We start from the raw sequence: 14,231 nt of genomic DNA on the forward strand, positions 1-14,231 counted from the left end.
GGGGTTGGGGAAAACCTCCCCTACCTCCCTACTCCGTCACGGCCAGCAAGTATGACTAATCGTGACAGCTTGCGGCGCAGTGTCACGACTGCTTACGGTGCGAGAACCAAACGACCCCGACGCGGTGTTGGCACACCGGCCGGGGTCTCACCGCAAGATCGATCCCTTGGAAGGCGATCCCGTGGCTATCCAGCACCTTAGCTCTGCCCTGCGCGCCCCCGCGCTCTCCCCCGCGTACCCGATGGCGAAGTCCGGCTACGGCAAACGCTCCGCACCCGACCAACAGGCGCGTACGCGACACGACTTCGCGCGCCTGCCGACCCGCGAGCGGTACGTCGCCGGGTTCGTCGACCACCTCCCCGAGGGCGCGGCGATGAGCGTGAAGACCCTGGCCAAGCAACTCCCGCTCTACGGGCAGCAGGCCATCTCCACCGCCCTGACCGCCCTGTCCGTCGCCGGACACCTGCGGCGCGTACGGTGCCCCGTCGGCGAGGGCGAGACGACCCGCTGGGTCTTCCGCACCTTCTGGTCCCGCACCGCCCGCGACAACGAGTGGTGGAACACCTACCTCGCCACCGAGAAAGCCGCCCTGGCCACAGCCCCCGTACCGGAAGCCTCCACCCTTGGCACGGCACCGCCACCACCGTGGGCCCCGGCCGAGGAAACGTCGCCGCCACCCGCACCGGAGGGCCCCGGTCCGGAACCGGACCCCGAACCCACCTCCGTACCGCACCAGCGCACCCCGGCCCAGGCCCCCGACGCCGAGCCAGCGCCACCCGCCCCGGACGCCGTTCCCGCGAGGCCCCACTCCGCCGGAACCAGCCCCGCCTACCTCGCCCTGGCCCGCCTCGGCCGCGACGATCACCGCCTCACCCTCTCCGCCGACGACTGCGCCGCCCTGGAAGCGCAGGCAACGCAATGGCTCGACCGGGGCGTGAGCGTCGACTACCTGACCAGCGCCCTGACGGCGGGGCTCCCCGCCAAGGTCGACAGCCCCCTCGGCCTCGTCCGCCGCCGCCTGACCGACAAGATCCCGCCCCGGCTGACCACCGAGAACACTCAGCCCGCCGCCCCCGCCCCCACCCGCCGCATCCTCGTGGAATGCACCGACTGCGGCCGCCCCGGCCGGCCACAGGCCCTCCTTGACGGCCTCTGCCACCCCTGCCGCGAAGCCCACTCCGTGGACGGCGAGAACACGCCCACCCCAGCCGAGATCTCCGCCGTCAGGGCCCACATGGCCAACCTCCGCGAGCTGCTCAAACCCGTCTGACCTTGCCTCGACAGGCCGATGTGTACGGCGCGGCGCTGTCCGGAGCCGGTCAGTCGGGCTGCTTCTCCATGTGGGTGAGGACCCGGTTCGCGATGCGGGAGAGGGCGTCCAGCTCTTCCTGGGTGAGGGCGTCGATGAACAGCCTGCGGACATGCTCGACGTGCAGGGGGGCGGCGTCCTCGATCGCCTTCCGGCCGGCCGGGGTGGCGACGATGAACGCTCCGCGTCCGTCGTCGGGGCAGTCCTCCTTGGTCACCAGCCCGCGCTTCGCCATCCGCCCCACCTGATGGGACATGCGGCTCTTCTCCCACTCCACCAGTTTGGTCAGGTCCATGAAGCGCATCCGCCCGCCGGCCTCGGTGAGTTTGGCCAGCACGATGTAGTCGGCGGGGGACATACGGGAGTCGGTCTGTACTTGGCGTGAGAGCCGTCCGATGAGCTTCTCCTGCATACGGATGAAGCTGTCCCAGGCGGTCTGCTGCTCCGGGGTCAGCCAGCGTTGCGGTGCGTCCATGCGAGGAGCGTAGCGAGGCGGTCGGCGGCTGAGAGCCTGTCGGGTGGCCTGTTGATTACGCTGTGATGTAGTCCTCGACGGTGTTGGCTCGTGCGGTCTCGCGGTGGGACTCATGGCTCCACCGCGAGGACTGCCCGGCGAGCCGGACAAGCACCAAGCGGATCATTGCCACCTTGATCACGGCCTCGGAGGTCGCGGTCAGCCGTTCGTCGCCCCGAGGCCCATCGGCTCGCGCCGGTCGTACCGCACTGTACGGACCGGACGCGGCTTCTGCTTCGCCTCTGGCCGCCGTCGTTCTTGCGGGCCGCAGGTGAAACGACCTTGTCCAGGCTGCCGGCGCCGCGGGTGCGGGCGGCAGTCATGTCGTGGGTGGAGCCGGGAAGTGCGGGCGAGGCCCGCAGCGGGCGGCCGGACGGGTCGGCGGCCCCCGGCCGGCACCCCTCCGTCAGCCCGGCCGGGCTGTCCGAAAGATGATCTTGCCGGGTGATATCCGGAGCCTCATGCTTCCCTCACGCGCGAAGCCACCCAACACCACCGGACCCGCGCGCTCCCCCACACGAAGGAAGCACCCGTGACGATCGCACCTGCGCGCGAACCCCGCACCCGCGTCGCCGTCCACCGCCCCGCAGTCGTCCTCCCCGAGCACGTGGTGACCCAGGAAGAGATCATCAGCGCCCTCGGCGACCACTTCGCCCGAATACCCCACGCCGAGCGCGGACTCGACCTGATGCGCAGCACGACCGTACGGACCCGTAACCTGGTCACCACGCTCCCCGCCATGCTGGCGCCCCGCTCTTTCGGCCAGCGCAACGCCCACTACCTGGCGGAGGCCGTCCGGCTCGGCGCGGCGGCCGCGGAGCAGGCCCTCAAGTCCGCCGGTGTCGACGCCGCCGATGTCGACGCCTTCCTCTTCGTCTCCTGCACCGGCTACGCGCTGCCGGGCCCGGACGCCTACATCGCCCAGGAGATCGGCTGCCGGCCGACCGTACGGCGCACTCCGATCCAGCAACTGGGCTGTGCCGCCGGTGCCTCCGCGCTCGCGGAGGCATTCCACTTCCTCCAGGCGTACCCCGACGCGACGGTCCTCGCCGTCGCCGTGGAACTCAGCTCCCTCTCATTCCAGCCAGAGCGGCACTCGCTCAGCGATTTCATCTCCAACGGTGTCTTCGGCGACGGCGCGGCCGGCGCCGTACTGCGCCGCGCGGCCCCCGGTACCACGGGCTTCCGGATTCAGGCCGTACGGCAGCACCTGCTCCCCGCCTCCCAGTCGGTGATCGCGGGCAGCACCACCGAGCACGGCTTCCACTTCCGGACCGACCCCCGGGTGCGCTCCACGGTCCCCCGGGTGATACCCGAGATCACGGCCTTCCTCGCCGAACTCGACTGGAAACCCGCTGACCTTGGCTTCTGTGTCGCGCACACGGGCGGCCCGGTCATCATGGACGGCGTCGAGGAAGGGCTGGAACTGCGCCCCGGCACCCTGCGGCACAGCCGGGAAAGCATGGCGCGGACGGGGAACACCTCCAGCGTCTCCGTCTTCGACGTCCTGCGGCGGCACCACGACGAAGGCTCCCCGGAGCACGGGGCACCGGGCCTGATCCTCGCCTTCGGACCCGGCTTCACCACCGAGATCCTCGCGGGCACCTGGCACGACGGGGGCAACGGCCCGGGGCCGTCAGCGGCCCATGGTGTCCGTCCAGCTTGACCGATGAGATGTGGGAGATCATCCAGCCCCCTCTTCCCTCGCGTGACCTGCGGAAAGGCGGCGGGATGCGCAGGTACGGGGACCGGTTGGTGCTCGGCTCGGTGTTCTGCGTGCTGCGGTCGGGCTGCCAGTGGCGGATGCTTCCGCGCGATCTGATGCTCCGGGATGCGGCCCGCCGCTGGTTCCCGGCAGGCTCTCAGCCATCTCCTGGGCGTGGCCCCGATTCCCGCATCGGGCGACCGGTCTCCCGTACGCCTCGGCAAATCGGCTGCCATGGCAACTAGTTGACGTGTCAATCAATGCTGCCTAGTGTGGATGACACGTCAACTAAATGGCTGTGGCAGGCACACGTGAAGCTCCAGAAGGGGAATCCCATGAGCACCCAGAACAAGGCCGGACTCGACGCTCTGCTGACGCCGCAGGAGAGCGTCCTCGTGCTGATCGACCACCAGCCGTTCCAGTTCGCCAATCTGAACAGCCATGAGCCGACGATGATCGTCAACAACGTCGTCGGGCTCGCCAAGGCCGCCAAGGTCTACGGCGTGCCGACCATCCTGACGACCGTTCTGGAGGAGCGCGGCGGCCTGCTCATCCAGGGCATCCAGGACGTGTTCCCGGAGCAGAAGCCCATCGACCGGACCTTCATCAACACCTGGCAGGACGAGCGCGTCGTCGACGCCGTCAAGGCGACCGGGCGCAAGAAGCTGATCCTTGCCGGGCTCTGGACGGAGATCTGCCTGGCGATGCCGGCCATCCAGGCGGCGGGTGAGGGGTTCGAGGTCTACGCCGTCACCGACGCCTCGGGGGGCGTATCGGCCGAGGCCCACGACATGGCGGTGCGGCGCATGGTCCAGGCGGGCGTCGTGCCGATCACCTGGCTGGCCGTGATGGGCGAGTGGCAGCGCGACTGGGCCCGCGAGGAGACCATCCCGGGGGCCGCCGAGGTCCAGGCCCAGCACGGGGGTGCCACGGGTGTGGCCTTCGCCTGGGAGACGCAACTCCTCGCCGCCGGGCGCGCCGGAAGCGCCGGCTGACGCCGAAGCTGGTAGGACAACGACGCGCCACCCGGACCGGTCCGGCGCGCGGACGAACGGAGAGAAGAGGACCCATGGCAGTCGAAGTGAAGGACGTCCCCGAGGCCAAGCGGTACGAGGCCCGGGTCGACGGAGAGGCCGAGGTCGCGGGCTTCGCGGACTACCTCCGTACGGCGGAACTCATCGCGTTCCTCCACACCGAGGTCTCGCCCGCGTACGAGGGCAGGGGGGTCGGGTCGGCACTGGCCCGCACCTCCCTGGACGAGGCGCGCGCCGCCGGCCTCCGGGTACTGCCCACCTGCCCGTTCTACGCGGGATGGATCGCCCGGCACCCCGAATACCAGGACCTGCTGTACCAGTCCCGCAGCAAGGTCAGTGACTGAACGGCCGGGTACGGCCGCGAGAGAGGTCGGAAATGAGCAACCGAGCGGGGAAGAAGTCCTACGAGGGCCGGTCGATCACCGTGACCTTCGAGGCCGGTCTCTGCCGGCACTCCGCCGCATGCGTCGGAGGCCTGCCGGAGGTCTTCGACACCGGCAGGCGCCCGTGGATCGAGCCCGACGGCGCTGATGCCGAGCGCCTGGCGGAAGTGGTGCGGAGCTGTCCCTCGGGCGCGTTGCATTACGCGTTCGCGGACGGCGGGGAGATGCCTCGGCTGCCTCCCGGGTAGTGGACGGCGGAGGGCGGGGGAGAGGCGCCGGCCCTCTCCCCCGCCCTCCCGGGCGGGTGCCTAGGGTGTGGCCATGACCGCACCCGGCTTCTCGCCCGACTTCCTGCACACCACCCGGACCTCGTACGACACCATGGCCCCCACCTATGTCGAGTTCGCCCGGGGCGAGCTGGCGGCCAAGCCCCTGGAACGGGCGCTGTTGAGCACGTTCGCGGAACTCGCGGCGGCGAGCGGCGGCGGCCTCCCGGTGGCCGACGTCGGCTGCGGCACGGGCCGGGTGACCGCACATCTCCATGAACTGGGCCTGGGACTCGACGTGTTCGGGATCGACCTCGCCCCGGGGATGGTCGCCGTGGCGCGCGAGGAACACCCGGACCTGCGCTTCGAGGTGGAGTCCATGCTCGACCTCGGGCTGCCGGACGCCTCGCTGGGCGGGCTGCTCGCCTGGTACTCCACCATCCACGTCCCGGACGAGGAACTGCCGCGCGCCTTCGCGGAGTTCCGTCGCGTACTGGCCCCGGGGGCCCATGTACAGCTCGGCTTCCAGGTCGGGGACGAGGCGCTGCGGCTGACGGAGGCGTGGGGCCTGGAGATCTCGCTCGACTTCCACCGGCGGCAGCCGGAGCGGATCGCCGAGCTGCTGCGGGAGGCGGGACTGGAGGTCCGGTCCGTGGTGTGGCGGGAACGGGACACGGACGGGCCGTTCCCGGAGCGGGCGCCGCAGGGGTTCGTCCTGGCGCGGAGGCCGATTGTCAGTGGTGGCTGTGAGGATGGGGACACCGGCACGACGGGTTGACCGGCACAGCGGATTGAGGGGACCCCATGGGCGCCTGGGACATCGGCCACTTCGACAACGACACCGCGGCCGACTTCGGCGCACGGGTCGACGAAGCGGACACCGGGAAGAAGGCGGACGTGCTCCGGGCCGTCCTGACGGCGATAGCGGACACCGGGCCGGAGGACTATGCGGACTGCGGTGAGGAGGCGGTGGCCGCCGCCGCGCTGATCGCCGCGCAGTGCCCCGGGGGAGAGCCCGTCACCACCGCGTACGGCCCGAAGGAGCCCCTGCCGCCGCTCCCCGCCGATCTGTGCCCGCTGGCCGTCCGCGCCCTGGACCGCCTCACCGCCGAGAACGCGGAGCCGCTGGACCTGTGGGCGGACGCCGGCGAGGACCAGGCGTGGCTCGCGGGGATAGCCGCGCTGCGGGCGGTGCTGGCGGGGGCGTCGGGGGAGTAGGCCGCGTCCTCAGCTTTTCGAGCGGCCCGCGCGCACGATCTCGTCCACGTCCAGGGAGAGTTCGGCGCCGATGGAGACGGGGAGCGGGGCCTGCTGGCCGGGTGCGTAGACCTCGTGGCGGTCGTAGCCGCCGGGAAGCGGTTCGGTCAGGACGTGGACCCGGCCGTGCTTGCGGTCGACGATCACGTACACCGGGATCTTGGCCTGGGCGTAGGCGGTGACCTTGTTGCGGAGGTCGTTCTGGTAGTTCCCGGAGGTGACCTCCAGGACCAGGCGGAAGCAGGCGGGGTCGTAACTGTTGTTCTCGCGCGGGTGCTCGTCGAAGTCGGCGTCGACGATCGCCAGATCGGGGATCGCGAAGTCCTGTGGGCCGCCGGGGAGCCAGAGGCCGATGCCCTGGAGGACTTCGCTCTCGCCGTCGTCGAGACCTGCGGAGATGAAGGGGCGCATGAGCTTGGTGAGCGCGCGTGCGTGCGGGCCGTCCGGGGCTGGTGCCACGGTGATGACGCCTCCGATGATCTCGACGCGATGCCCCGGAAGCTGCTCGGCGAGACGGTTGGCCGTTTCCAACAGCGTTTCCGGCTCATCGTCACAGGGGTGCTCGACTGCTGCTGCAGACATTGCGGGCCTCCTGGAATGGGCTGGTGTCGAGAGCATCATCGTAGGACGGGACAGCCGAAGATCGCGCTTTTGGCATATGCCACCCGGTCGAGTGAAGCAGAAACGGCCCGGCACACCGCGTGGGTGCCGGGCCGTCTTCGTACAGCCGTGGAGCCGTGAGCCGGTAAGCGGTGAGCCGGTAGGAGCTACAGCTTCTCGATCACGTAGTCGACGCACGCCGTCAGTGCCTGGACGTCCGCCGGGTCGATCGCCGGGAACATCGCCACGCGCAGCTGGTTGCGGCCCAGCTTGCGGTACGGCTCGGTGTCCACGATGCCGTTGGCGCGCAGCACCTTGGCGACGGCCGCCGCGTCGACCTCGTCCGCGAAGTCGATCGTGCCGATGACCTGCGAGCGCTTCGCCGGGTCCGTGACGAACGGGGTGGCGTACTTGGACTCGTCGGCCCAGCCGTAGAGGTTCTGGGCGGACGCGGCCGTGCGGCCCGTCGTGAAGTCCAGGCCGCCCTGGGTGTTCATCCACTTCAGCTGCTCGTTCAGCAGGAAGAGGGTGGACAGCGCCGGGGTGTTGTACGTCTGGTTCTTGAGGGAGTTGTCGATCGCCGTGGGCAGCGAGAAGAACTCCGGGATGTGCCGGCCCGAGGCGTGGATCCGGGCGGCGCGCTCCAGGGCGGCCGGGGAGAACACGGCGATCCACAGGCCGCCGTCGGAGGCGAAGGACTTCTGCGGGGCGAAGTAGTAGACGTCGCTCTCGGTGATGTCGACGGGCAGGCCGCCCGCGCCGGAGGTGGCGTCCACCAGGACGAGGGCGCCCTCGTCGGCGCCCGCGACGCGCTTGACCGGGGCCGCGACACCGGTGGAGGTCTCGTTGTGGGTGAAGGCGTAGACGTCGACGCCCGCCTCGGCCTTCGGGTCCGGGTGGGTGCCCGGGTCGGAGGCGATGACGGTGGGGTCGGACAGCCAGGGCGCGAGCTTCGCGGCCTTGGCGAACTTGGACGAGAACTCGCCGAAGTTCAGGTGCTGGGACTTCGACTCGATCAGACCGTGCGTCGCGATGTCCCAGAAGGCGGTGGAGCCGCCGTTGCCGAGGATGACCTCGTAACCCTCGGGGAGGGAGAAGAGGCCGCGCACGCCGTCCCGTACCTCGCCGACCAGGTTCTTGACCGGGGCCTGGCGGTGGGACGTGCCGAGGAGGGAGGTGCCGGTGGCGGCCAGCGCGTCGAGCGCCTCTGTCCGCACCTTGGAAGGACCGGCGCCGAAGCGTCCGTCTGCGGGCTTGATGTCAGCGGGAATCTGGATGTCGGCCACGGGACGGAGCGTAGTCCCTCGGTGGCACGGCTCAGCAACCGTGTCCGTCCGATGAGACGCCCGCTCCGGCCCGTGAACCTCGGGGCGGAGCGGGGAGTTACGCGTCGTGGCCGAACGGGCAGCCCAGCTCCACCGGCAGTTCGTGCAGGTCGTTCTGGGTCACGATCGGCTTGTTGCGCAGCTCGGAGGCGGGAACCGCGAGCTCCAGTTCCGGGAACCGCTCGTACAGCGCCGGGAGCGCGATGCCCGCCTCCAGCCGGGACAGTGCCGCACCCGGGCAGACGTGCGGGCCGTGACCGAAGGCGATGTGGCGGTTCGGGGTGCGGGTGGCGTCGAACTCGCCTGCCGTCGGGCCGTGAGCCTCCTCGTCCCGGCCCAGCGCGCCGAACGAGACGATCAGGGCCTCGCCCTTGGGGAGGGTCCGGTCGCCGACCTCGATGTCCTCCGTAGCGAAGCGGATCAGGACGTGTGAGGTCGGGGTGTTCCAGCGCAGCGTCTCCTCGATCACGCCGTCCCACCCGATCTCCCCGTTCAGCACCTGCTTGCGCTGCTCGGGGTGGGTCGCCAGCGCCTCCACGACGTTGACGATCAGGCTGATCGTGGTCTCGTGCCCGGCGGCGATGATCAGCTGAAGCGTGTTGACGATCTCCTCGTCGGTGAGGTGGTCACCGTCCTCGGAGGCCGCGATCAGGGCGCTGGTCAGGTCGTCGCCCGGGTTCGCCCGCTTGGAGTCGACGATCTTCGTGAAGAGGGTCCCGAGGTCCGCCATCATCTGCGGGACCTCCTCCGGCGGCGTCTGCGTCGAGAAGAACTTCTCGAACAGCTCCTTCAGCCGGGGGTGGTCCGCCGCGTCCACGCCCATCAGCTCGCTGATCACGTTCATGGGCAGCGGGTAGGCGAACTCGGCCTTCAGATCCACCGGCTGTCCGGCCGGCAGGGCCGCCAGCTTCTCCAGGCTCGCGTTCGTCAGCGCCTCGATCCCGGCGCGCAGCCGCTCCACCCTCTTTACTGTGAGCGCCTGCGCCACCAGCGTACGGAGACGGCGGTGGTCCGCCCCGTCGACCGTCAGCATCGAGCGGCCCGGGTTGGCCAGCCCGATCAGCGGCCAGTCCATCGGTATCTCGCCGCGCTGCCAGGCGTTCCAGACGTTGATGTCCTTGACCACGCGGCTGTCGGTGAGCAGCGCGCGGGCCTCCGCGTGGCGGGTGACCGCGTAGACGTGCACCCCGCCGGGCAGCTCCACCTCGGCCAGCGGGCCGGCGGCCCGCAGCGCGGCGCCCTCGCCGTCGAGGTCTCTGACGAAGGGATCGAGAGCGATGCGGGTCATGCGGGGCCTCCGTGGCTTGTGGGTCTGCCGAGGGCGGGCGTGGGCGTGAAGAGCACCGGCAGGTCGGTGAGCCCGCGCAGCCACGGCGACGGGCGGCGGGTGAGCTGCTCGGCGGGGACGGCGAGGTCCACGTCCGGCAGCCGGTCGAGCAGCACCTCGATGCCGGTACGGGCGACGACCTCGGCGGTCTCCTGGGCCGGGAACGGGCAGCGGTGCTCGCCGTGGCCGAAGGAGAGGAAGGCGTTGTTGCCGCCGGTCAGCGTCGAACCGTCGGTCCGTACCTGCGGGTCGCCGTTGGCGGCGGCGAGGCCGAGGAGCAGCAGGTCGCCGGCGCGGATGTGACGGCCGCCGAGGTGGGTGTCGCGGGCGGCCCAGCGGCCGGCCACGTTCTGGGTGGGGGTGTCCTCCCAGAGGACCTCGTTCATCGCCTCGGCGACGCTGTGCCGGCCGCCGGAGAGCGAGGCGGCGAACCGGTCGTCGGTGAGCATCAGGCGCAGCGAGTTGCCCATCCAGTCGGCGGTCGGCTGGTGACCGGCCGCCATCATCACCATGAGGTCCTGGGCGACCTCCTCGTCGGTGAAGCCGCCGGGGTCCGCCAGCATCCGGGTGGCCACGTCGTCGGCGGGCTCGGCGTGCTTGTCGGCCAGCAGCTGGAACATCGACATGGCGAGGTGCTGCTGTCCGGCGAGCGCCCGTTCCCGACCGTCGATCATGTCGTTGATCGCGCCGACCAGGGGGTGGGCCTTCTCGTCGGAGAAGCCGTAGATCCTGGCCAGCACGAGGGCGGGCAGCAGCTTGATGTACTCCGCGATGATGTCGACGGAGCCCTTGGTGCAGAACCGGTCGATCAGCTCGTCGGCGAACTCCTCCGCGTACCGCTTCAGGGAGAACGGGTCGACGCCCTCCAGCGCGTTGCTGATCATCATGGCGCGGACGCTGTGGCGCTCGCCGACCGTGTAGAGGATCGAGGGCTGCCTGCGCCCGATCATCGGCAGCAGCGGCCAGTCGTCGGGGATGCGGTCCCACTGGTTCCACAGCTCGGAGTCCCGGCTGAAGAGGGCCGGGTCGCCGGTGACCTGGTGCAGTTCGCGGTAGCCGAGGACGAGCCAGGCGGGCACGTCGCCGTCCAGGACGACCGGGGCGATCGCCCCGTGGTCGCGGCGCATGTCCCGGTAGAGCTGGACGGGGTCGCTCTGGAAGCGGGGCCCGGACAGGGGGACGGACCCGTGGGTGACGGGGCAGCCGGAGACAGGGGTCACGGGGCGGGCTCCGGGGTCGGGCCGGCCGCCGCCAGGGCCGCCTCGGGGGCGCCGAGGCGGGCGGCGGAGAGCGTGGCGAGGTGTTCGACGAGCGTGATGAGCACGTACTTGCTGGACGAGCGGTCGCGGGCGTCGCACTCCACCAGCGGCACGTCCTCCGAGAGGTCCAGGGCCTCGCGGATCTGCTGCTCGCTGTGGAGCGGGCCGCCGAAGTCGTTGCACGCCACGATGAACGGCGTGCCGTGGTGCTCCAGGCGGTCGATGGCGTACCAGGAGTCGGCGAGCCGGCGGGTGTCGACGAGGACGACCGCGCCGAGCGTGCCGGAGAACAGCCGGTCCCACAGGAACCAGAAGCGCTCCTGTCCGGGCGCGCCGAAGAGGTACAGCACGGAGCGGGCGTCGAGGGTGATGCGGCCGAAGTCGAACGCCACGGTGGTGGACGACTTGGCCTGGATGCCGTCGAGGTGGTCGACGGCCTCGCCCGCGCGGGTCATGGTCTCCTCCGTGTTGAGCGGACGGATCTCGCTCACGGATCGGACCATGGTGGTCTTGCCGACCCCGAAGCCGCCGACGACAACGATCTTCAGTCCGTTGTCGGCCGTCGCGCTCAGGGCGGCGCGGTCAGAGGTTGCGGAGTCCAACGAGCACCTGTTCCAGGATGTCGGGGTCGGGGAGCCGGTCCGCGACACGGGCTGTACGGGGGTGGCGGGCGCTGATCCTGCCGGTGTCGAGCAGGTCGCACAGCATGATGCGGACGATGCTGACCGGCAGGTTCAGGGTCGCGGCTATCTCCACGACGGCGGTGGGGCCCTGGCACATCCGCAGGATCGCGACGTGCTCGGACTGCATCCCGGGGGCCGGATCGCACTCGGCGACGACGAGCGTCACCAGGTCGAACGCGGCGGAGTCGGAGCGGCTGCGGCCCCCGGTGAGGGTGTACAGCCGGTCCGGATCCTCGTCGCGGCCCGGTCGGGGGCGGGGTGCCGTCGTCATACGGCCGGGGTCTCGGAGGGTTCGCGCGGCGGCGCCACGAGGTGTTCGCCGAGCTGCTCGACGAGCTCGCTCATGTTGTGGCCGACGAGTCCCACGTCGGAGTCCTCGTCGGCGACGACAGCCAGGTGGGCCCCGGCTCCCGCCTCGACGATGAACAGCACGCCGCCGTAGAACTCGGCCATCGCGGACCGTACGCCGCCGGTGCCGTCGCCGAACTCGATGGACGCACCGTGCGACAGGCTCTGGATCCCGGCGGAGATCGCGGCCAGCTGGTCGGCCTGGTCGACGGAGAGTTCGGGGGTGCGGCACAGCTTGAGGCCGTCGCGGGACAGGACGAGGGCGTGGCGGGTACCGGGGGTGCGGTCGAGCAGCCCCTCCAGCAGCCAGTTGAGCTTCTCGTCGGTGGTCGCGGTCATCGGGTGTTGCCTTCCGGGTGCGTGGAGTTGGCCCGTACCGCCTTGCTGAAGGTGCTGAAGCGCGCGGCCTGGACCTTCGGGTCGGTGGTGCGGGCCCGGGGGTTGTCGGCTCCGCCGGGGGTGGCGTTGCCGGTACGGGACTCGGCGGCGGCCAGTGTGCGGCCGCGTCGGCGCTTGGGCAGGCCGCTCTCACCGAACGCGGGCACGGCGCCGGTGGTCTCCGACTCCGACTCCGCCGGGGGCGGGGGCGTGGAGGCGTCGTCCTCGGGAAGGGACCGGGCCGCGGGGGCGGCGGTGTCCGTTCCGGCGGCCGAGGCGTGCGAGGGCTCCGGCTCGGCGGGAGCGGTGCGGGTTGCCGGGGCGGCTGCCGGGGCTGCTGGGGCTGCCGGGGCCGGGGTGGCCGGGGCCGGGATCGTCGGCGTCGGCGCGGTCGAGCGGGAGATGAGGTCCTGGGGGAGCATCATCAGCGCGCCGGTGCCGCCCCGGGCGGACGGCCGGAAGGAGATGGTCAGGCCGTGCTTGCGGGCCAGCCGGCCGACGACGGCGAGACCGAGGCGGGTGCCGGAGAGGTTGGTGAGGTCCTGGTGGTCGGCGGAGACCGCCTTCTCGGCGCGGCGCAGCTGCACTTCGCTCATGACGAGCCCGCTGTCCTCGACGGTGATGACGATGCCCGACGGGACCTCCTCCACGTACACATGGACCTCGGCGGTGGGCGGCGAGAAGTTGGCAGCGTTGTCGAGGAGTTCCGCGAGGGCGTGCATGACGCCCTCGGCCGCGTGGCCGGCGATGGCGACGTCGCTGGTGGAGTGCAGGCGGACCCGCTGGTAGCTGCCGATCCGGCCCATCGCGCCGCGCAGGATCGACTCCATGACGATCGGCTTCGCCCAGCGCCGACCGGAGCGGGCCCCGGTCAGCACGGCTATGGAGTCGGCGAGGCGGCCCGCCTGGGCGGTGCGGTGGTCCAGGTGGAGCAGGTCCCCGAGTACGGACTCGTCGGCGTGCCGGTGCTCCATCTCGCGGAGGTCGGCCAGCATGCTGGTGGCCAGGGCCTGCATACGCCCCGCCGCGTTGGCGCAGGCGGCGACGGCCGCGGAACGCTCGGTCTCGGCGCGGGTGGCACGGGCGGTCAGCCGGTCGACGGAGACGGTCAGCCGGCCCTGCTCGGCGACGGCGGCCGTGGTGATCCGCTCGTTCTCGGCACGGGCGTCGGCGACGACCCGGGCGTTCTCGGCGGAGGCGGCGCCCTTGATCCGGGCGGTCTCCGCGGTGAAGCGCTGGGCCTCGACGGCGGAGGCGGAGACCAGGCGCGAGGTCTCGGCGGTGAACCGCTGGGCGTCGGCGGCCCGCAGGGCGCGTAGGGTCCGCGCGGTCCCCAGGGTGTGGACGGTGACGGCCACGCAGACGCTCAGCAGCACGGCGGCCGCGCCCGCGCCCCAGGCCAGCGGGGTCCGTACCGCGTCGGGGGCCGTGGCCACGCCCCACAGGGTCAGCGTGCCGGTTGCGGCTGCCGAGATCAGCAGGGCCAGTGCGGTGGGCCGGTGTGAGGGGCGCAATCGGAGTCCTCGGTGGCGGACGGTGCGGGACGGTATGAGGCGGTGCGGGGTGGTGCATGGCTGTACGGGATGGTGCGGGGTGGTGCATGGCTTTGCAGGGTGGTGCGAGGCGGTGCGGATGGTGTGAACCGGGTGAAAACGACTAGTCGAATTCAGGACAGTTCGGCACGGGTGTGGGCGATCATGCGCAACTGGAGCTGCTAATTCCTGCGCAAGTCTTGGTCACTATAGGAGACTTGACGGTCCGCTTGGGAAGATCTTGTGGGCTTTATTGCACTGCTTACGTGCTTTGATCCGCCCGTATCCCAAGAGTTCACCCGCCGCGGCGG

General features: G+C 71.0%; 17 protein-coding genes and 1 pseudogene. 8 read left to right on the forward strand and 10 right to left on the reverse strand.

What is annotated here, in order from left to right; all coding sequences use genetic code 11:
* The first annotated feature begins 241 nt into the window (after positions 1-241).
* Entirely contained in the window at positions 242-1,270 is a 1,029-nt protein-coding gene (locus ACZ60Q_RS18340) for a MarR family transcriptional regulator (protein WP_469635911.1), read from the forward strand.
* Between the two features lie 49 nt (positions 1,271-1,319).
* On the opposite strand, the gene ACZ60Q_RS18345 is transcribed toward ACZ60Q_RS18340, so the two are convergent.
* Both ACZ60Q_RS18345 and ACZ60Q_RS18350 read right to left on the reverse strand, forming a co-directional pair.
* A complete protein-coding gene (locus ACZ60Q_RS18345) occupies positions 1,320-1,784 on the reverse strand; it encodes a MarR family winged helix-turn-helix transcriptional regulator (RefSeq protein ID WP_469635264.1) in 465 nt (154 codons plus the stop codon).
* Between the two features lie 341 nt (positions 1,785-2,125).
* Positions 2,126-2,206 (reverse strand): annotated as a pseudogene (locus ACZ60Q_RS18350) (IS5/IS1182 family transposase); the annotation flags it as partial.
* Between the two features lie 149 nt (positions 2,207-2,355).
* On the opposite strand from ACZ60Q_RS18350, the gene ACZ60Q_RS18355 reads away from it, so the two are divergent.
* The 7 genes from ACZ60Q_RS18355 (at position 2,356) to ACZ60Q_RS18385 (ending at position 6,429) form a co-directional block, all read left to right on the forward strand.
* Entirely contained in the window at positions 2,356-3,489 is a 1,134-nt protein-coding gene (locus ACZ60Q_RS18355) for a type III polyketide synthase (RefSeq protein ID WP_469635267.1), read from the forward strand.
* 8 nt (positions 3,490-3,497) lie between these two features.
* Complete coding sequence (locus tag ACZ60Q_RS18360; protein ID WP_469635914.1) at positions 3,498-3,773, forward strand: transposase; 276 nt, start codon at positions 3,498-3,500, stop codon at positions 3,771-3,773.
* 90 nt (positions 3,774-3,863) lie between these two features.
* Positions 3,864-4,523 (forward strand): hydrolase, encoded by a 660-nt coding sequence (locus ACZ60Q_RS18365; protein WP_469635269.1) that lies wholly within the window; start codon positions 3,864-3,866, stop codon positions 4,521-4,523.
* A gap of 74 nt (positions 4,524-4,597) precedes the next feature.
* On the forward strand, positions 4,598-4,906 hold the full coding sequence (locus tag ACZ60Q_RS18370; RefSeq protein ID WP_469635272.1) for a GNAT family N-acetyltransferase: 309 nt from the start codon (positions 4,598-4,600) through the stop codon (positions 4,904-4,906).
* A gap of 32 nt (positions 4,907-4,938) precedes the next feature.
* Positions 4,939-5,193: a (4Fe-4S)-binding protein gene (locus ACZ60Q_RS18375; RefSeq protein WP_469635274.1), complete on the forward strand. Its 255-nt coding sequence runs from the start codon at positions 4,939-4,941 to the stop codon at positions 5,191-5,193.
* A gap of 73 nt (positions 5,194-5,266) precedes the next feature.
* Positions 5,267-5,989 (forward strand): class I SAM-dependent methyltransferase, encoded by a 723-nt coding sequence (locus ACZ60Q_RS18380; protein WP_469635277.1) that lies wholly within the window; start codon positions 5,267-5,269, stop codon positions 5,987-5,989.
* Between the two features lie 26 nt (positions 5,990-6,015).
* On the forward strand, positions 6,016-6,429 hold the full coding sequence (locus ACZ60Q_RS18385) for a DUF4259 domain-containing protein (protein ID WP_469635280.1): 414 nt from the start codon (positions 6,016-6,018) through the stop codon (positions 6,427-6,429).
* A 9-nt stretch (positions 6,430-6,438) separates the two neighbouring features.
* On the opposite strand, the gene ACZ60Q_RS18390 is transcribed toward ACZ60Q_RS18385, so the two are convergent.
* The 8 genes from ACZ60Q_RS18390 to ACZ60Q_RS18425 form a co-directional block, all read right to left on the reverse strand.
* Positions 6,439-7,050 (reverse strand): Uma2 family endonuclease, encoded by a 612-nt coding sequence (locus ACZ60Q_RS18390; RefSeq protein ID WP_469635283.1) that lies wholly within the window; start codon positions 7,048-7,050, stop codon positions 6,439-6,441.
* 185 nt (positions 7,051-7,235) lie between these two features.
* Positions 7,236-8,354: a phosphoserine transaminase gene (gene serC, locus ACZ60Q_RS18395; protein ID WP_469635287.1), complete on the reverse strand. Its 1,119-nt coding sequence runs from the start codon at positions 8,352-8,354 to the stop codon at positions 7,236-7,238.
* Between the two features lie 97 nt (positions 8,355-8,451).
* On the reverse strand, positions 8,452-9,681 hold the full coding sequence (locus tag ACZ60Q_RS18400; RefSeq protein ID WP_469635290.1) for a cytochrome P450 family protein: 1,230 nt from the start codon (positions 9,679-9,681) through the stop codon (positions 8,452-8,454).
* Positions 9,678-10,940 carry a cytochrome P450 gene (locus ACZ60Q_RS18405; RefSeq protein WP_469635293.1) on the reverse strand — a complete coding sequence of 421 codons (1,263 nt, stop codon included), beginning with the start codon at positions 10,938-10,940 and terminating at the stop codon, positions 9,678-9,680. The genes ACZ60Q_RS18400 and ACZ60Q_RS18405 overlap by 4 nt, the downstream gene beginning before the upstream one ends.
* Entirely contained in the window at positions 10,937-11,581 is a 645-nt protein-coding gene (locus ACZ60Q_RS18410) for a GTP-binding protein (RefSeq protein ID WP_469635296.1), read from the reverse strand. The genes ACZ60Q_RS18405 and ACZ60Q_RS18410 overlap by 4 nt, the downstream gene beginning before the upstream one ends.
* A complete protein-coding gene (locus tag ACZ60Q_RS18415) occupies positions 11,562-11,933 on the reverse strand; it encodes a DUF742 domain-containing protein (protein WP_003967208.1) in 372 nt (123 codons plus the stop codon). Before ACZ60Q_RS18415 ends, ACZ60Q_RS18410 begins: the two co-directional genes overlap by 20 nt.
* A complete protein-coding gene (locus ACZ60Q_RS18420) occupies positions 11,930-12,349 on the reverse strand; it encodes a roadblock/LC7 domain-containing protein (protein WP_030117604.1) in 420 nt (139 codons plus the stop codon). The genes ACZ60Q_RS18415 and ACZ60Q_RS18420 overlap by 4 nt, the downstream gene beginning before the upstream one ends.
* The gene (locus ACZ60Q_RS18425) at positions 12,346-13,902 is read right to left on the reverse strand and encodes a sensor histidine kinase (protein ID WP_469635300.1); all 1,557 of its coding nucleotides are present in this window, start codon (positions 13,900-13,902) and stop codon (positions 12,346-12,348) included. Before ACZ60Q_RS18425 ends, ACZ60Q_RS18420 begins: the two co-directional genes overlap by 4 nt.
* Positions 13,903-14,231 lie beyond the last annotated feature (329 nt).

This window comes from Streptomyces sp. NPDC104313 (genome assembly GCF_055583985.1).